Origin of the sequence: Streptomyces sp. NPDC058653 (assembly GCF_042716895.1) — a bacterium.
GTDB lineage: Bacteria > Actinomycetota > Actinomycetes > Streptomycetales > Streptomycetaceae > Streptomyces.
Window position 1 is genome coordinate 136,791 of the sequence record NZ_JBHXRM010000014.1, and the last position, 17,871, is coordinate 154,661.

The window sequence follows — 17,871 nt, forward strand, 5'->3', positions numbered from 1 at the left end:
TTATTTATTTTTTTTTATTTTTTTTTTTTGGTGTTTTGGTTTTTTTTTTTTTTTTTGTAGACCCCCCCCCCCCCGCCGCCGCGGGCGCGGCGCGGCGGGGGGGGGCCGACGCCGTGTCCCGGCGCTCCCACAGGTGGTGCAGCAACTCCTGCTCGCGCTCCGCGAACTCGGGGCCCGCGGTGCCGCGCCCGGCCCGGTGGCGCAGGAACGCCAGCGCGGTCGCGAACGTCTGGTACTCGCCGACCGTACGGGCCGCCTCCGGCCCGTACGCGCGCCCCGCCACATCGCGCGCCATCGAACGCGCCCGCATCGACGACAGCGCGAGCGGCTCGGTCTCGGCGAGCCAGCCGGCCGCCGCGTAGGCGGGCAACTCGACGGAGACCATGCGCAGTTCGCGCTGCCGGCTCCAGATCGCCAGCCAGGTGAGCAGGACGAAGGCGGGCACCATGAAGGCCGCGTACACCGCGTAGAAGCCGTACGGGCCGAACAGCGACGAGGCGCCGTTCCACAGCGCGTGCGTCCCCATGGCGAGCACGAGGCCGAGGATCGGCAGCAGCCACCGTCGGACCCGCCGGTGGCGGGCGGTGAGGGCGGCCATGCCGAAGCCGATGCCGGTCAGGACCGTGAAGAGCGGGTGCGCGAACGGCGACATCACGACCCGTACGAAGAAGGTCGCGGCGGTCACGGCCGGCAGCCCCGAGTTGCCGATCTGCTGGTCCTCGCCGAAGGCGCTGCCGAGATAGAGGATGTTCTCGGTGAAGGCGAAGCCGGTCGCGGTGAAGCCCGCGACGACGACCCCGTCGACCAGACCGGTGAAGGACTCCCGGCGGAAGAGGAAGATCAGCAGGATCGCGGCGGCCTTCGCGCTCTCCTCGACGATCGGCGCGATCACCGTGGCGCCCAGCGACTCGGCGCCCGCGGGGTCGGCGGTGGCGGTGGCTATCCACTGGGTGGCGAAGGAGTTCGCGGTGATCGCCACGAGGGCGGCGGCGCAGGCGCCCCAGGCGAACGAGAACAGCAGATTCCGCCAGGGCCCCGGCTCGACCCGGTCCAGCCAGCGGAAGGCCGCCATCAGCAGCGGCACGGGCAGGATCGCCAGCCCGAGACCGACCAGGAAGCCCCGCGTGCCGGTCTGTTCCCGTACGAGTGACATGAGCAGCAGACCGCAGAGCGCCAGCATGATGATCAGGGCGCCCGCGCGCACGGCGCGGTGCCGCCAGAACGCGCGATGCGGCCGGTAGCGCCAGCGGGAGCGCTCCGGTACGGCGGCCCACATGTCGCCGAGCCGCTCCTGCCGCTCGGCGGCGGGGATCGCCGGCTGGGGGACGGGAGGGGCGTAGGGGGGTGGTCGGGACGGTTCGGACACCTTCTGACCCTAACGACCGGGACTGACAACGGCGAGGGCGTCCCGCCCCTCCCGGCCGACCGCGGCCCTACTTGGCGAGCGCTCCGTCCGTGGCCCCGTCGCCCAGCCCGCCGTCGGTGGTCCCGCTGTCCCTCGCGCCCTCTGCCGTCCCGTCGCCCGTCCGCGCGCCATCGGCCGCCGGTGCCTCCGCGACACGGCGGAAGACCAGGTCCCTCACGGCGTGCCCCTTCTCAAGGCCCTGGCCCTCGAACCGCGTGAGCGGCCGCGAGGCGGGCCGGGGCGCGTAGCCGCCGTCCGGGGCGGTGTTCCCGTACGCGGGGTGCGCGGTCAGCACGTCGAGCATCTGCTCGGCGTACGGCTCCCAGTCCGTGGCGCAGTGCAGTACGGCACCGGGCTTCAGCACGCGCGCGGCCAGGGTGAGGAACTCGGGCTGGATCAGCCGCCGTTTGTGGTGGCGGGTCTTGGGCCACGGGTCGGGGAAGTAGACGCGTATCCCGTCCAGCGACTCGGGCGCCAGCATCTCCCGCAGCAGGATGATCGCGTCGCCGTTCGCGACGCGGATGTTGGACAGTCCGGTCCGCTCGGCCAGCCGCAGCAGATTGCCCTGTCCCGGGGTGTGGACGTCGGCGGCGAGGATTCCCGTGCCGGGGTCGTCCGCGGCCATCCGGGCGGTCGCCTCGCCCATCCCGAAGCCGATCTCCAGGACGACCGGCAGCCCGCCGAACAGCTCGTCGAGGTCGAGGACCCGCCGGCCGTCGATGTCCAGGCCCCAGGACGGCCACAGCCGCCGCAGAACCTCGGCCTGGCCCGTCGTCACCCGGCTGCGGCGCGGCTGGAAGCTGCGGATACGGCGCTCGAAGTGCGATCCGGCGGGATCGGCGGCCGGTCCCGTGCCCCCGGGGAACATCCGGGACCAGGGGTGGGTGTCGTCGGCGCGTACGCGGTCGCCGTCGCGGTCGCTGTTCACGTTCATCTGGGTCTCGGACACGTCTTCTCGGGCACGTCGAGGAATCGGGCAGGACCTCCGATTCTACGGACCCGCCCGGGAGACCCGAAAAGCCCGGAGCCCGGAGCCCAGGGCCGGGCGCCGGGAGCCCAGAGGCCGGAGCACGGCGGCGGCCCGGTCCGATCCGCGAAGATCCGCCGAAAGGGATCCACCGGGCAGGACCGGCCGACAGGATCTGAGGGGCAGGACCTAGCCCCTGCCCGCGTCCCTCAGCATCGTCAGCGCCCGCCTCGCCACCTCACGGCCGATCGGGAGCGCCGCCGTCGCCGCCGGCGAGGGGGCGTTGAGCACGTGCACCGCGCGCGGCGCCTCCCGGATCAGGAAGTCGTCGGCCAGCGTGCCGTCCCGCAGCACCGCCTGGGCGCGCACCCCGGCCGCCGCCGGGCGCAGGTCCGCGTCCGTCACCTCGGGCAGCAGCCGGCGTACGGCGGTGGCGAAGGCGCGCCTGGAGAGCGAGCGGCGCAGCTCGCCCGCGCCGTAACGCCAGTGTCTGCGCGCTATCCGCCAGGAGCCGGGCCAGCCGAGCGTGGCCGCCAGCTCACGGGGGCGCACGGCGGACCAGGAGTAGCCCTCCCTGGCGAGCGCGGGCACCGCGTTCGGGCCGACATGGACGCCGCCGTCGATGCCGCGCGTCAGATGCACCCCCAGGAAGGGAAAGGCCGGATCGGGCACCGGGTAGACCAGACCGCGGACAAGTCCGGGCCGGGCCAGTTCGAAGTACTCGCCCCGGAAGGGGACGATCCGCATGCCCGGGTCGTCGCCGGTCATCCGTGCCACCTGGTCGCACTGGAGCCCCGCGCAGTTGACGAGGGCCCGCGCCCTGACCACCTCTCCCGAGGACGTGCGCACGGCGACACCCCACGCCCGCCGGTCGACGACGGTGACCTCCGCGCCGTACCGCACGGACGCGCCCGACGCCTCGGCCGACTCGGCGAGCCGCGCCGTGACGGCGACGAAGTCGCACACCCCCGTCGTACCGACATGGATCGCGGCCAGGCCCCGTACCTCCGGCTCGTACTCCATGATCTGCGCCGGGCCCAGTTCCCGAACGGGAATGCCGTTCTCCCTGCCGCGCTGGACCAGGGCGTGCAGCCGGGGCAGCTCGTCCCGGCCGGTGGCGACGATGAGCTTGCCGGTGACCTCGTGTGCGATGCCGTACTCCGCGCAGAACTTGACCATCTCGGCGGCGCCCTTGATCGCGTACCGCGCCTTCAGCGAGCCGGGGCGGTAGTACACACCGCTGTGGATGACTCCGCTGTTGTGGCCCGTCTGGTGCCGCGCGGGGCCGGGCTCCTTCTCCAGGACCGTCACTCGGGTGCCGGGCGCCGCCCGGGTGAGGGCGTAGGCCGTCGACAGGCCGACGATGCCGCCACCGATCACCAGCACGTCGCAGTCGTAGCCATGGCCGTAGCCGTGGTCGCCGACGCGACCCGAGCCGTCGTTCTTCACCCGCGCAACCTCCCACCCGATAGTGCACTGGCCCACTGACAATGCCCTTAAACCATCGGGGTACCACGCGTGTCTCGCATCGTTCACCAAGCATTCGGGCAGTGGCCCGGCGGCACGTCGGGTTCAAGTCAGCTGGGCGCCGGTGGTACGCCGGCGGAGGGCGCGACCGCGCCGGGTCGGAGCCCGCCCGGCCCCGCCCTCCGACGCACCCGGCCCGCCCTCGGCCGTACCGTCCGCGCCCACCTCCGCTACGCGGGCGCCACCAGCAGCGGGCGCGCCCGCTCCCGCAGCTCCGCGACCCTCGGCTCGTCCCCGTACGGCTCAAGGCGATGCAGCAGGTCCCGTACGTACTCCGTGGTGCGCGCCGACGAGATCCGCCCCGCCACCTCCACGGCCCGGGTCCCCGCCGCGCACGCCGCGTCCAGATTGCCGGACTCCAGCTCGGCGACCGCGCTCACCACCAGCCGTAGTCCGTGCGACCGCGCGAACTCCTCCGTCGGCCGGGACAGCGCCTGCTCCGTGAAGCGCCGCATCTGCCGCGGCGCCTTCAGATCGCGGTAGCACTCGGCCGCGTCGGCGGCGAAGCGGTCGTACGAGTAGAAGCCCAGCCAGCTGGGATCCGCGTCGCCCGGCCGCGAGCGCTCCAGCCAGCCCTCCGCCGCCTTCAGCGCGGCTCCGGCCGCCGCCGCGTCGCCCGCCTTGGCGTGGGCGCGCGCCTCGACCAGCCGGAAGAAACTCATCGTGCGGGCCGTCGCGAGGCCCCTGTTGCGCTCCACTGCCGCCTGGGCCAGGTCGACGCCCTCGTCGGCGAAGCCCCGGTAGGTCGCCTGGAGGGACATGGACGCCAGGACGTAACCGCCGAGCGGCACGTCGGCCGCCGCGCGGGCGAGCCGCAGCGCCTGGATGTAGTAGCGCTGCGCGGCCTCCTGCTGTCCGGTGTCGAAGGCCATCCAGCCGGCCAGCCGGGTGAGTTCGGCGGTCGCCCCGAAGAGGCCCCGGCCGACCTCGTCGCTGTACGCCGCGAGCAGCAGCGGCGCCGCGTCGACCCGCAGACACTCGGGCACCATCGACGAACGCCAATCCCCGCCGCCGTACTTGGAGTCCCAGCGGCGCGCGTCGGCCGCCGCCTCGCGGAGCTTGGCGACATCGCTGTGCCCCACGCGCAGTGGCGAGACCTCGCCACCGTCGGGTCCCGGGGCACCTGGGGCACCCGGGGCTCCTGGCGCGCCCGGTGGGCCCGTCGCACCCGCCGTCGCACCCGGCGCCGACCCGGGCGCGGACGAGGTGGCGGACGCCGACGTGGACGGGGCCGGTGGCCCGGTCAACCCCGGTCCGCCGTGCGCCGCGTGCGCTCTCCGTGCCGCCTCCGCCATCGCCGCGTCCCGCGCGACCGACGAGTCGGCGGGCGATATCAGCCACCGGGAAGCGGGCGTGGCGTACGCGCTGACCGCGAAGGAACCGGCCAGCGACTGCCAGATGCCCCCGCTGCCGGCCCGCCGGCCCGCCAGGTCCAGCCGGTACAGATCCGTCGCCGACCGCACCGCCTCACCCACGTCGCGCGGGAAGGCGAGACCCACCTCAGGCGCGGGATCGGCGTCGGCCAGGCCGATTTCGTGCAGCGGCACCGGTCGGCCCAGCTTGGCTCCGATGGCCGCGGCGATCAGATGGGGCGCCGCACCCTGCGGAACCATCCCCTTCGAAACCCACCGCGCCACCGAGGTTTTGTCGTATCGAAGCGTCAGACCGCGCTGCGACCCGAGGTCGTTGACCCGCCGGGCAAGACCGGCGTTGCTGATTCCCGCGAGGGCGAGAACGGTGCCGAGTTTCTCGTTCGGCCCGCGTAGCTCCCTGGACATGCGCCACCCCTCGACACACAGACGGCCGCCCCGCCGACCCCTCTTGTGAGGGACCCCGTGGCATTCGTAAACCCAGCGTAGTTCGCCGCATCCCTACCGTTAAGGGGCGAGGATCCGGATGGCGGGATTGTTGTCCGTGCGCGAGTACGCGCGGAACTCGCCCCGGTCGGCACGTGCTCCGGGCGTGTGGCCGTGCGCCCGGCCGTGCGCTCTTGGCCAAAAGAGACCGGGAGCGCTTCCATGAGTGCTGCGTGGGTCGGCCCACTGCGTACTGGAACCAGTGGGCTGGGGGACACCGCCGCCTCATTTCCCCGCGGGTGGCGGATCGGTCCGGGAGGCGAAGGCGCCTCCCGGACTGTACGTTTGCCGACGTGGTGTCGGCCGATCGGGCTCGGAGATTGGCTGAATGCTGCCCCTCCGCCCTGACCCCTTCCCCGCACCAATTGTCCTTTGCCAGGGGCGCATTCGAGTTTCGCACTCCAGCCCCGGGGCCCCTCCTGTGTGCCGTTGTCGTGGCAGCATGTTCACGAACGACCGATGACGACAGGCACGACTCTTGATCCACAGGCTGTGGAGGCGGCGATGCGCTGGTTGGTGGGGTGGAGCAGTATCGCCGCGAGCTTCGGCGCGTCCGGCACGGCGGGCTCCGTGGGCGACCGGTCGGAGGGGCGTACGGTCCACCCCGTCGGCTCCCAACTCCTGTGGGGCGACCCCGATCCGCTGTGGGCCGTCGGCGACTGGCGTGACGACGAGGTCCGCGTCGTCAGCGTCGACCCCTTCACCCGGCTCGCCGTCTTCGGCTGCTGCGGAGCCACCGACGAGCAGCTGAAGATCGGTCTGTTCGCGGCCCGCGGCGGCGCCCTGCGCCATCTCACCGCCTGGCCCGGCAGTTACACCGCCGTCGCCCAGATCGGCCGCCGGATCACCGTCGCCGGCGATCTGGCGGGCGCGAGACCCGTCTTCCACACGCCGTGGGCGAGCGGCACCGCGTACGCCACCGCCGCCCTGCCGCTCGCCGACCTCATCGAGGCGCAGCTCGACATCGGGCATCTGGCCGCGCTGCTCGCCTGCCCCGAGACCCCCGAGGCACTGCGCGACTCCACGCCGTACGCGGGCGTCAAACGCGTACCACCGGGCCACGCGCTCGTCCTGCGCGAGGGATCGCGCGAGATCACCGGATACGAACAGGTCGCCTCCCTCGCCGTCGCCGCACCCCAGACCGACCCCGAACGGGCCGTCGAGGGAGTCAGGGACGCGCTCGTCGAAGCCGTACGGGCCAGGCTCCTGGCACCGCGCCACGCACCCGAGACCGTCCCGCCCGACCCCGGGCCCGTGCCGGGCATGGGGCCCGCCGACCGGCGAGCCGCCCGAGGCGGACCCGTCCCCGGCATCGGCGCCGATCTGTCGGGCGGCAGCGCGTCGGGCACGCTCGCCCTGCTCGCCGCGGGACTGCCGGGCGCGCCGGGCACCGTCCTCGGCCATGGCACCGGCGCCGGCGAACGGCTCCTCGCCGTCACCTTCAACGACCTCGTCACCGGGGGCCGCGAGGCCGAGCTCGAACGGGCCCGCGCCATGGCCTCCAACCCCCGGCTGCACCACGTGGTCGTCGCGGCGGGCGAAGAGGCCCTGCCGTACGCCGAGTTGGAAGGCCCGCTGACCGACGAGCCCGGACCGTCCCTCGTCACGGCCGAGCGCCACCGCCGCCGGCTCGCCGCTGGCAGCGCCGACCACTTCACCGGGGCCGGGGCCCGCGAGGTGCTGGACGCCCACCCCGCGCGCCTGGCCGACCTGCTGATCGACCGGCGCCGCCGCGATCTGCTGCGGCCGACCACCGCGCTCGCCAAGGCCCAGGGGTCGTCGGCGGGCTCGCTGTTCGTGCCGCTGACCGTCTACCGGGCTGCCCGCCGCCTCGCCCGTACGCCGTACCGCACCGGTCTCGAAGAGGCGGCGGCCCAGCTCCCCGGTGCGCACCGCGACCGCAACGCCCCTGCCGCGCACGGCCCGTTGGGTGCCTCCCTCGCCGCGCTCACCTGGTCGCGCCCCGGTCCGGCGGCCCGCTGGCTGACGGGGGAGGCACTGGCAGAAGTATCGGTTCGTCTTACGGCGGCGGCGGTCCGTCCGACGTCGGTCCAGCGGCCCGGAGAGGCGCGCGCCCGCGCAGCGCTGGCTCGGCAGGCCGCCGACCACCGCATCTTCGAGCAGGCCGCCGAGATCCGGAGTCAGCGGCTGCACGCGCCGTTCTTCGACAACCAGGTCGTACGGGCCTGCCGGGCGCTCCCCGAATCGCTCCGGGTCCAGCCCGGCGCCCGCTCCGACGTGCTGCGCGCGGTCCTCGCGGGGGCGGGCATCCACGACCTGCCGCCGGGCTGGGGCGCCACGACGCACGCGACGTCGGTGGCCGCGACCCGCACGGGGCTGCGGGCCGCCGTCAACGACCTGATGGCCCTCTTCGACGCCCCGCTGCTGGCCGACGCGGGCCTGATCGAGGCGCGCGTGGTGCGCAAGGCGCTGCGCAAGGCGGCCGAGGGCGAGCCGATCCCGCTGGACGGCATCGCCGACCTCGTCTCCACCGAACTGTGGCTCAGGCGGCTGCTCTCACGCCGCGGCACCTGCTGGACGGGCACGGCCGCGCCGCGCCAACGCGCCGTCGCGGGCGGCGTGATGCCCCGCCCGACGCTGCATCCGTAGATCTCGTTCGGTGCCGCGGTCTACGAGCTCCGCGCACTCGGTGAGAACCCTCGGAGACGGGTGACGGCGCCTGAGCGTGAACGGCCCGGTGAGGCCGGCAAGATCACCCGGAGCGGCGCGCTTCCCAAGAAGTGGCCTTCGCTGCCCTCCCTCACCCGCAGCTGATCCTGGACTGTGCCCAGTCCGCGACCGCCACCGCCTCGAAGGGCGTGTGCGGCTCGACCACCAGGCGAATCGTCTTCCGGCCGCCGATCCCCACGCTCACCGGGACCGCCGCGTCGCCGCCGCGCACCACCGGGGAACGCCAGAGCCTGCCGCCGTCCCCGTACACGGAGAAGCGCACCGCGCCCATCCCCAGCGTCATGTCGTCGACGCCGACCAGTGCCTGGTAGGTGGCGCACCGGCGGTTGAGGTCGATCGTCACCGATCCCGAGGCGTGCATCGACGCCCCGTGCCCGTAGCGCGTGCCGCCGATCGACATACCGGGGCGCTGCCAGAGCCAGCTGCTCTGCCCGATCCGCACCTCGGGCCGGGACCCGTCACCCGCCACGTCGTACTTGAGCAGGTTCACCTGATACACCTCCGGCGCGGGCGGAGGCGGAGGCGGTGCGGGAGCGGGCGGCTTCGGGCGTGCGGCCGGTGGCGTCGGCGGCTGGGGCTCCGGCGGGGGAGGCTTGGGCTTCGCCTTCGTCGGGGTGGGGCTCGGCCTCGGTTCCGGCGCGGGCGAGGGCTTGTTCGGGCGCGCCCGCGGGGGCGGTGGGGCGGGCGCGGCCGGCGGCTTCACCTTCGGCGGCGGCGAGGGCTTCTCCGGCAGGACCGGCTGTACGACGGGGGGCTTCGCCTTCGGCTTGTCGGGGACCTCGTCGCCCGTCAGCGCCCACACCAGCCCCGCCGCGGCGGCCAGGGAGACCACGGCCGCGATCCCCGCCTTCAATGGCGCGCCGAGCCCTTCGGCCGCCGCACCGCCCGCCGCGCCCGCGGCACCTCCGGCGGAGCCCGACGCGCCACCCGCCGCTGCCGCCGCACCCGCTCCCGCGGCGCCGGCGGCTCCTCCGGCGACGACCCCCGCGGCCTTGAGCGAGTACCCGGCCGCGAACCAGCCGATGACCGCGATCGGAAGCACCGCCGGAATCCCGGCGTTGACATGCGCCAACTCGCCCGCCACGAGGCGGCACTTCGCGCACTCGTCCAGATGCTTGCGCAGCCCGCGCTCGGCCCGGATCCGCAGACCGCCCCGCGCGTACGCGCCCAGCCGGTCCGCGTACTGCGCGCAATCGCCGGCCGACGCGACCGCCGTGTTCACATGCGCCTGTAAATAGGCCTGCTTGAGGCCTTCGCGCGCCCGACTGGCCAGCACGGCCGTGGCGTTGGCCGTCAGCCCGAAGAGCGGGGCGATCGCGCTCGGCGACTCCTCCTCGACGGTGGTGTGCCAGAGCACCGCCTGCCAGCGCTCGGGCAGACTGCGGAACGCCCGCATGGCGAGGGACCGTTCCGCCTCGTGCATCGCCCGTACGTCCGCGCCCAGGTCGAGGGTCTCCTCGTCCGACACCTCGGACGAGCGGACCGACTCCGCGGCGAACACCGCGAAGTCCTCGACCAGTTGCTCACGCTTGGCGGTCTTCGTCCACGCGGCGGCGACACGGCGCACGGTCGTGAGGAGATACGCCCGCACCGCCTGCTCCGGCCCCGCACCCCCACGTACCGCCTGGAGCGTGCGGGCGAACACCTCCGCCGTCAGGTCGTCGGCGGTGTGACCGTCCCGGCAGCAGCTCCGCGCGTAGCGCAGTACGGCCGCAGAGTGCCGCCGGTACAGCTCCTCGTACGCGCCGTCGTCGCCGGCCCGCATGCGCTGGATCAACTCGGCGTCCGAGGGCGGCAGATCGGCGGCCGGACCTTCCTCCGCCGCGCCGTCCCCGGCCGTCCCCACGGCACCCTCGCGCTGCGGCGGCACACTGGGCTCCGGCTCGCCCGGCGGCGGCCCGGGAGGAAGAGGCCCGGTGGCCGCCCCCGAGGAACCACCCGGCCCGCCCTGGGGCGGCACCTGCTCGGACGGCGCCCCGCCCGTCCCCGTACCGCCGGCACCGCCACCACCCAGTGGCTCGTCCTGTCCGTCACCGCTCATCGCGGAAGCCCCCGTAGCGTCCTGCCGACCCGAAACACCTGGCCAGCGTGCCACAGCGCCCACCACGGCCAAACCCGTGTTGACAGCGACCACTCTCACGTGATTGGGCGCCGGATCAGGACGTCGGAGCGAGGCCGTACGCCAATAGCCCGAACGGGTGGCGCGCACACGCCCTTCACCAGGATGTTCCGCACCGGGCGTGCCCGACCAACCTCGGGCGCGACCCACGACGGCCGGTTCACGGCAGGGGCCGCACGGTCGTCGGACGAACAGCTGTCCGACGACCGTCACAGGGACTCACGTTGACGCGCCGACCACCACGGTCCGCACCCGTCGGGCCCCTCCCGCCTTACGCGGCCCGGGACCGAAGGCCTTCGAGCAGGATGTCCAGCAGCCGCGCGGAAGCCGCCGCCTGCTGGGCCGCGTCGGGCAGCGCCGGCGCCGCGGTGGCTATCACCAGCAGGACGTCGGCCACCGTCACGCCCGGACGGAGCTCGCCGGCCGCCCGCGCACGCTCGACCAACTGCCCCACCACATCGAGCAGTTCGACCGTGCCCGAGGCCGGATCCACCAGGTCGTCGCCCAGGGACCCCGCCGAGTCGGCCGTCTCCGCCGCCCCCAGGGGCGCCGAGGCGTGCTGCCCGGCATGCTCGCCGGAACCGACCACCCGCAGATCCGGGTGCCCGGACTGCCGCTGCTGCGGCACCCGTGCCTCGTCCGCCGAGTCCGGGACCACCGTCGACTCGTCGACGTCCACCCCGACCCTCAGCACCTGCGGCGGCAGCAGCCTGCCCGCGCCGGAAGCCACCGACGTCCGCAGGAAGCGGGCGAGCGCGGACCACGGCTCGTCCTCCTGCCCCAGAGCCGCCCGCGCCTGCTCCGTCAGCCGGGAGGTCTCCTCCTCGGCTATACGGCGGACCAGCACGTCCTTGCTGGGAAACCGCCGGTAGACCGTGCCGACCCCGACCCGGGCCCGGCGCGCCACGTCCTCCATCGGCGCCCCGTAACCGAGCTCGCCGAACACCTCACGAGCCGCCCGAAGGACGTGCTCCAGATTGCGCTGTGCGTCGACGCGCAGCGGTGCGGCACGGCCGATCCCGCCCGCGCTCGCGCGTCCGTTGCCGTCAACGGACACGACGGCCTGCCAATGAGAATCCTGAATGTGCATAAGCGTTCCCCCGGTAATGACGTCTCCCCCCGGAGACCTCCCCGCCTTGACAGCCGGGACCGCCCGATCAAGTCACGATCGAGTCCCCCGACGGAGTACGAACATAGTTGAGCCCCGGGGAATTCAGAAGGGGGTGGTTCCGCACAGTGCGCCCCCCGATCGGAGCAAGGACCGGAAGATGCCTGATTCGGCACTCTCCCACCACCGGGTCCGTACCGCCTGACCTGCGAACCTTCCCCGGCACAGGGGGATTTGCGCACGTGGGGCCGTCGAAGGGCTCCGGTCACACAATTTGCCGGGGCTGTGGACAAACCAAGGAGCCCGGGGCCTCATGGGGTGGTGAAGGCAGAGATCTCCCGGGGGACGACCCCCGCACCACCGCCCCGCGCACGCGTTCTCGTCGTCGGTGGCGGCTACGTCGGGATGTACACCGCGCTCCGGCTCCAGCAGAAGCTCAGGCGGGGCGAGGCGGAGGTCGTGGTCGTGTCGCCCAACGCGTACATGACCTACCAGCCGTTCCTGCCCGAGGCCGCCGCGGGCTCGATCTCACCGCGCCACGTCGTGGTGCCGCTGCGCAGGGTCCTGCCGGGCTGCACGATCATCGTCGGTGAGGCCAGATCCATCGACCACGCCAAGCGCGTCGCGACCCTCGTCACCCCCGCGTCGGAGGAGGAGGCCGCGACGAGAGCGGCCACGAACGGCACCGAGCCCACCGCCTCCGAGTCCACCGCTTCCAAGCCCAACGGCCCGGAATCCAACGGCCCCGAGCCCACCGGCGCGTACGCGGACCACCTCGCGGCCGAGCGCCTGGCGGCAGACCGCCCGGCCAACGGCGATCTCGCGGACCGGCCCCCCGGCTCCTTCGAGATGACGTACGACGAACTCGTCCTCGCCCCCGGCTCCGTCTCCCGCACCCTCCCGGTCCCCGGCCTCGCCGACCACGGCATCGGCTTCAAGACCGTCGAGGAGGCCATCGCCCTGCGCAACCACGTCCTGGAGCAGATGGACATCGCCTCCTCCACCCGCGATCCGGAACTGCGCGACGCCGCCCTCACCTACGTCTTCGTCGGCGGCGGCTACGCGGGCGTCGAGGCCCTCGCCGAGCTGGCGGACATGGCCCGCTACGCCACCCGCTACTACCACAACGTCAAGGCCGAGGACCTGAAGTGGATCCTCGTCGAGGCGTCGGACCGCATCCTTCCCGAGGTCGGCCACGACATGGGCAAGTACGCGGTCCGCGAGCTGCGCGCCCGCAACATCGACGTACGCCTGGAGACCCGGCTCGACTCCTGCGAGAACCGCGTCGCCGTACTCTCCGACGGCGCCCGCTTCCCCACCCGCACCCTCGTCTGGACCGCCGGCGTCAAACCGCACCCGATCCTCGCCGCCAGCGATCTGCCCCTCGACAAACGCGGCCGCCTCATCTGTACGGCCAAGCTCGCCGTCGACGGCGTCGAACACGCCTGGTCGGCCGGTGACGCCGCCGCCGTCCCCGACCTGGCGGCGGACGACCCCGGCGCCGAATGCGCCCCCAACGCACAGCACGCCGTCCGTCAGGCCCGCGTCCTCGCCGAGAACATCGTCTCCTCCCTAAGAGGGGAGCAGCAGCACGACTACCGCCACCGGTACGCCGGTTCCGTCGCGTCACTCGGTCTCCACAAGGGCGTCGCACACGTGTATGGCCGTAAACTCAAGGGATATCCCGCCTGGCTGATGCACCGCGTGTACCACCTCAGCCGCGTTCCGACCTTCAACCGCAAGGCGCGAGTACTGGCGGAATGGACCCTCGCCGGGCTGTTCAAACGGGAGATCGTCTCCCTCGGCTCCCTGGAGCACCCACGTGCCGAATTCGAACTCGCCGCCGGACGGGAACGACCCAGAGACGTCTGACGTCCCATGCCAGTGCGGTCGGCAACACTGAACGTGTGACCATAGGTGGGTTCACATCTGCACAGCGTGACTCCGCAGAGAGCGACCCGGTAGCCCGCCAAGGCGAACAGCAACGACACCATGAGGCCTGAAAATCCGTGAATTTCACGCGTTGGAGCGCCCGGCTCCCCGGTACACAGCGCCGCATCGCCGCGCGGACGGACCCTGGAGACTCCCAGGGGAAGCCACGGGAGCATTCCGCGCACGCGTCGGGTCCCGCCGGTTCCGTGCCCGCCGCCCGTGGTGAATTCGAACGACACGGCGAGAGCCGGGACGGCAGAGGCGGAAAAGACAGCGGAGACAGCAGAGACGGCAGTGACACGAGCGACGGCAGACCGGGCGGAATCCCCGAGCTCGAAGAGCTGACCGTCCGCGAGGTCCTCGGCGGTCTCCCCGCACTCGTCGCGCTGGTCTACGGCCCCGACCACCGTGTCGCGTACGTCAACGACGCCTACGCCGACGCCTTCGGCCCCCGCGAGCCCGGCACGACCGCCGCCGAGAGCTGCCCCGAGCTGATCGAGCTGGGCCTCATGCCGCTCATGGACCAGGTGCTGCGCAGCGGAAAGCCCCGTACGGTCAAGTCCCGCAAGGTCCAGGCCGCGACGTCCGGCGCACTCCACGCCTCGGCCCACTCCTCCGCCAACGCCCCCGCGCACTCCTCGCCGCACGCCTGGGCCAACGGCCCCGCCGGCGTGGCGCGCGACGGCTCGTACACCGTCACCTGCACCCCCGTCGACACGAGCGGATCCGGCGGCGTCCTCATCTTCGCCGCCGACGTCACCGACCACGCCGAGGCCGCCGAACGCCTGCGCGCGAGCGAACGCAGACTCCGCGAGACGGCCGTCGCCCTCCAGCGCTCCCTGCTCCCCCAGGAGTTGGAACAGCCCGACGACCTACGCGTCGCCGCCACATACCAGCCGGGCGGTACGGACGCGGCGGTCGGCGGCGACTGGTACGACGTGATCACCCTCGGCGCCGGCCGCACCGCCCTGGTCATCGGCGACGTCATGGGCCGCGGCGTCCGCGCGGCGGCCGTCATGGGCCAGCTGCGCACGGCTGTCCGCGCGTACGCCCGCCTCGACCTGCCCCCGCACGAGGTCCTGCAACTCCTCGACGGACTCGCCGCCGAGATCGACGCCAGCCAGATCGCCACCTGCGCCTACGCCGTCCACGACCCCAACGAAGGCCGTCTCGTCTACGCCTCCGCCGGCCATCTGCCGATCCTCGTACGCGCGGAGGACGGCACGGTCGCCCGCGCCGCCGACCCGACAGGCCCCCCGCTCGGCACCGGCGGCTGGATCCACACCTCCGGCAGCATCGAACTCGCGCCCGGCTCGACCGCCGTCCTCTATACGGATGGTCTCGTGGAGCGCCGCAGCGAGGACATCGACGAAGGCGTGGCATCCCTGGAGCGCGCGCTGGCCGGTGCCAAGGGATCACCGCAGGTCGTCTGCGACCGGCTGATCCGCGCGATGGGCGTCACGGCCGAGCACGACGACGACGTCGCGGTCCTGGTCCTCCAGCACCCCGCCCGCAGCGGCCAGAACGCCGAGCTCTTCCACAACGCCGCGCTCGACCTGCTCGGCGGCGTCGAGGCCGCGCCGCGCGCCCGCGCGTTCGCCTCGGGAGTCCTCTCCTCGTGGCGCTTCCCCATCGAGCTCAGAGACCTCGGCGTGCTCGCCACCAGCGAACTCGTCGCCAACTCGCTCCAGCACGGCACCCCGCCCATGCGGCTACGCCTCCGCCGTACGGACCGCAGGCTGATCATCGAGGTCACCGACGGCGACGACCATCTGCCCCTGCGCCGCCACGCCGAACCGGCGGACGAGGCGGGTCGCGGCATCTCGATCGTCGCGACGATCGCCTCGTCCTGGGGCTCCCGCCGCACCCCGGGCGGCGGCAAGGCGGTGTGGTGCGAGTTCGCGCTCCCTCATTGAGAGGCGGCGACGGGCTCCGGCTTGTGCACGGCCACCACACGCGACTTGTGCCCGAGTGAAGGCCGGTCCTGTACGGGGGTGAGACGGCGCCCCAGTCGCAGGGCCAGCACGCTGACGCCGAGCGAGAAGAGCACGAACGTCACGATGTACGGGCCGTGCAGCGCGGCCCCCATCGGCCCGCCCACGGCGGGGCCCACGGCCAGCGCGAGCTGCTTGACCAGCGCGAAAGTGGCGTTGTACTGCCCGACCATCTCCTCCGGCGCCAGATCGGCCACCAGCGGGGCCACGGTCGGCGACAGCATCGACTCACCGAGCCCGAACAGCGCGTACGTGGAGACGAAGGCGGCGGTCGCCATCGTCTGGCTCCCGTGCCCCAGGCCCGCGTACCCCGCGACGATCCAGGCGACCGCCCAGATCAGCCCCACCGACGCGATGACCCGGCTCCGCCTGCGCCGCTCGACCAGCCTGAGCACGACGAACTGCGCGACGACGATCACGGCGGTGTTGGCGGCGAGAGCGATCCCCAGCGCCGACGGGTCGATCCCGGCGGCCTCGGTCCCGTACGCGGCCAGCCCCGACTCGAACTGCCCGTAGCAGGCGAAGAACAGCACGAAGCCCAGCACACACAGCTGCACCATCGCCCGGTGCCCGAGCAGCGCCCGCAGCCCGCCACCCCCGGCCGGCGCCGCCTCCCCAGGACGCATGGACACCGCGGAGGACGTACGGGGGAGCCGTACCGTCCCCGCGAGGGCCGCCAGCACCAGGAACATCGCGGCTTCGACACCGAACAGCAGGGTGAAGCTCCCGGGCCGGTTGACGTCGACGATCTGCCCGCCGATCAGACCGCCGACGCCGAGCCCGAGGTTCTGGAGGAAGAACTGGGTCGCGAAGGCGCGCGTACGGGCCGACGGCGCCGAGCACCACACGATCATCGTGGCGAGCGCGGGCTGCATGACCGCCGTACCGGCGCCGAGCAGCGCCGCCGACAGGACGGCGGCCGGCACGGTGGCGGCCACCCCCATCCCCAGGGCACCCACGGCAGCCAGAGCCGCGCCACCGACGACGACGGGCAGCGGACCGCGCCGGTCGATGACACGCCCGGTGAAGGGCAGGGCGACGAGCGCGGCCATGGCGAAGACGGCCAGCACGGCCCCCGCCGTACTCGCGCCCAGGTCCCGCACCTGGGCCACATACACGTAGAGATACGGGACGGTGAATCCGAGCCCGAACGCGCTCAGCGCGTTCCCTGCCTGGATCCGGCGCATCGCGGCGCCCATCACCCTGGTCAACACTCACCTGCCTTGGAGAAGAAGCGGAAGAAGGAGAAGTACGAACTACTGAGGTCTGAAGACTTCAAAGCTAAAGTTAGGGTCGCAACAATACACGCTTAAAGACTTCGAGGCGAACGAGGCGCGTGCCATACTGCGCCGCATGTCAGACAGGACCGAGGAGCCGAGCCTCGACGAACAGATCGCCGCCTATCAGCGAGAGTTCGACGACCTCGACCCCCAGGTGGAGAAGGTCGTCTCGGCGCTCGGCCGGCTCAACCGCCGGATGAACGTGGCGTACGGCCGCCAGGTCTCCGACCTCGGCATCAGCAACGCCGAGTGGGAGGTCCTCAAGACGCTGGTCCTGGCCGGCGCCCCGTACCGCCTCGGCCCCGGCGAACTGGCCAAGCGCCTAGGCCTCACCCCCGCGGCGATGACCCACCGGATCGACCGCATGGCGGGCGAGGGCCTGGTCACCCGGGACCGGGACGAGAACAACCGCGTACGGGTGATCGTCGAGCTGACGGACGAGGGTCGCACCAAGTGGCTGGAGGCCATGCGGATGGCCTCGAACTTCGAGGAGGACCTGCTCCAGGACCTCTCGGGAACGGAACGCGGCGTGCTGGGAGAGCTGTTGATCCGCCTGCTCCGCCGCGTCGAACACGCTCAGCCGGACGCAGGCGGGCGCCTGACCGACCTGGATTGACGCGGGGCGAACAGCTCAAGTTGACACCACCGGGACCGGTCCGTAAGGTTCTTCGAGTTGTCATGGAGCTGTAACGGTTCTACGACGTACTCCGGCCGCTTGAATGCGGCACACAAACTCTGCGGGACCCCCTCGACCGGGAACAATTTCGGCATGCCGAAATCCATTACCCGGGACTCGATTTGTGAGTCGGCGGGGAAACGGGCTAGAGTTTGAAACGTCGGAACGGCCGCAGGGCCGGAAAGACATTCCCGCCGACTGGGAATCAGGGCCTGAAAGGTTCTGATAGAGTCGGAAACGCAGGACAGCAAGACCGAAGGGAAAGCCCGGAGGGGCCCGGAGACGGGACCGAAGGAAGCGTCCGTTCCTTGAGAAC

11 protein-coding genes are annotated in these 17,871 nt (G+C 72.6%); 4 read left to right on the plus strand and 7 right to left on the minus strand.

The annotated features are described in order from the left end of the window. Nucleotides 1-4: 4 nt before the first annotated feature. The 4 genes from ACFWU9_RS15155 to ACFWU9_RS15170 form a co-directional block, all read right to left on the minus strand. Nucleotides 5-1,366 (minus strand): PrsW family intramembrane metalloprotease, encoded by a 1,362-nt coding sequence (locus ACFWU9_RS15155; RefSeq protein WP_384318280.1) that lies wholly within the window; start codon nt 1,364-1,366, stop codon nt 5-7. Nucleotides 1,367-1,433: 67 nt separating this feature from the next. Then, nucleotides 1,434-2,273 (minus strand): tRNA (guanosine(46)-N7)-methyltransferase TrmB, encoded by an 840-nt coding sequence (gene trmB, locus ACFWU9_RS15160; protein WP_384318311.1) that lies wholly within the window; start codon nt 2,271-2,273, stop codon nt 1,434-1,436. 288 nt (nt 2,274-2,561) lie between these two features. Next, on the minus strand, nt 2,562-3,821 hold the full coding sequence (gene lhgO / locus ACFWU9_RS15165) for an L-2-hydroxyglutarate oxidase (RefSeq protein ID WP_384318282.1): 1,260 nt from the start codon (nt 3,819-3,821) through the stop codon (nt 2,562-2,564). A 248-nt stretch (nt 3,822-4,069) separates the two neighbouring features. Next, nucleotides 4,070-5,677, minus strand: coding sequence for a sporulation protein (locus ACFWU9_RS15170; RefSeq protein ID WP_384318284.1), 1,608 nt, complete (start codon nt 5,675-5,677; stop codon nt 4,070-4,072). Nucleotides 5,678-6,259: 582 nt separating this feature from the next. Between ACFWU9_RS15170 and ACFWU9_RS15175 the strand changes: the two genes are divergently transcribed. After that, on the plus strand, nt 6,260-8,365 hold the full coding sequence (locus tag ACFWU9_RS15175) for an asparagine synthase-related protein (RefSeq protein WP_384318313.1): 2,106 nt from the start codon (nt 6,260-6,262) through the stop codon (nt 8,363-8,365). A 151-nt stretch (nt 8,366-8,516) separates the two neighbouring features. Here the strand turns inward: ACFWU9_RS15175 and ACFWU9_RS15180 are convergent, their stop codons facing one another. Together ACFWU9_RS15180 and ACFWU9_RS15185 are read right to left on the minus strand one after the other, a co-directional pair. Continuing rightward, a complete protein-coding gene (locus tag ACFWU9_RS15180) occupies nt 8,517-10,487 on the minus strand; it encodes a sigma-70 family RNA polymerase sigma factor (RefSeq protein ID WP_384318286.1) in 1,971 nt (656 codons plus the stop codon). Nucleotides 10,488-10,836: 349 nt separating this feature from the next. Continuing rightward, on the minus strand, nt 10,837-11,655 hold the full coding sequence (locus ACFWU9_RS15185; protein WP_384318287.1) for a TetR/AcrR family transcriptional regulator: 819 nt from the start codon (nt 11,653-11,655) through the stop codon (nt 10,837-10,839). A gap of 423 nt (nt 11,656-12,078) precedes the next feature. Here ACFWU9_RS15185 and ACFWU9_RS15190 point away from each other — a divergent pair, with 423 nt between their 5' ends. Both ACFWU9_RS15190 and ACFWU9_RS15195 read left to right on the plus strand, forming a co-directional pair. Beyond that, nucleotides 12,079-13,545 carry an NAD(P)/FAD-dependent oxidoreductase gene (locus ACFWU9_RS15190; protein ID WP_384318315.1) on the plus strand — a complete coding sequence of 489 codons (1,467 nt, stop codon included), beginning with the start codon at nt 12,079-12,081 and terminating at the stop codon, nt 13,543-13,545. A 137-nt stretch (nt 13,546-13,682) separates the two neighbouring features. Further along, nucleotides 13,683-15,521: a SpoIIE family protein phosphatase gene (locus ACFWU9_RS15195; protein ID WP_384318289.1), complete on the plus strand. Its 1,839-nt coding sequence runs from the start codon at nt 13,683-13,685 to the stop codon at nt 15,519-15,521. Here the strand turns inward: ACFWU9_RS15195 and ACFWU9_RS15200 are convergent. Beyond that, on the minus strand, nt 15,515-16,798 hold the full coding sequence (locus ACFWU9_RS15200; RefSeq protein ID WP_384318316.1) for an MFS transporter: 1,284 nt from the start codon (nt 16,796-16,798) through the stop codon (nt 15,515-15,517). The two genes, ACFWU9_RS15195 and ACFWU9_RS15200, sit on opposite strands and share 7 nt — an antisense overlap. 154 nt (nt 16,799-16,952) lie before the next feature. Here ACFWU9_RS15200 and ACFWU9_RS15205 point away from each other — a divergent pair, with 154 nt between their 5' ends. Continuing rightward, the gene (locus tag ACFWU9_RS15205) at nt 16,953-17,495 is read left to right on the plus strand and encodes a MarR family winged helix-turn-helix transcriptional regulator (protein WP_384318291.1); all 543 of its coding nucleotides are present in this window, start codon (nt 16,953-16,955) and stop codon (nt 17,493-17,495) included. Nucleotides 17,496-17,871: the final 376 nt, after the last annotated feature.

Bases quoted from the DNA above. Each gene is read 5' to 3' on its own strand.
- trmB (WP_384318311.1), bottom strand. From the start codon at position 2,273: ATGTTCCCCGGGGGCACGGGACCGGCCGCCGATCCCGCCGGATCGCAC.
- ACFWU9_RS15170 (WP_384318284.1), bottom strand. From the start codon at position 5,677: ATGTCCAGGGAGCTACGCGGGCCGAACGAGAAACTCGGCACCGTTCTC.
- ACFWU9_RS15175 (WP_384318313.1), top strand. From the start codon at position 6,260: ATGCGCTGGTTGGTGGGGTGGAGCAGTATCGCCGCGAGCTTCGGCGCG.
- ACFWU9_RS15180 (WP_384318286.1), bottom strand. From the start codon at position 10,487: ATGAGCGGTGACGGACAGGACGAGCCACTGGGTGGTGGCGGTGCCGGC.
- ACFWU9_RS15185 (WP_384318287.1), bottom strand. From the start codon at position 11,655: ATGCACATTCAGGATTCTCATTGGCAGGCCGTCGTGTCCGTTGACGGC.
- ACFWU9_RS15190 (WP_384318315.1), top strand. From the start codon at position 12,079: ATGTACACCGCGCTCCGGCTCCAGCAGAAGCTCAGGCGGGGCGAGGCG.
- ACFWU9_RS15200 (WP_384318316.1), bottom strand. From the start codon at position 16,798: ATGGGCGCCGCGATGCGCCGGATCCAGGCAGGGAACGCGCTGAGCGCG.
- ACFWU9_RS15205 (WP_384318291.1), top strand. From the start codon at position 16,953: ATGTCAGACAGGACCGAGGAGCCGAGCCTCGACGAACAGATCGCCGCC.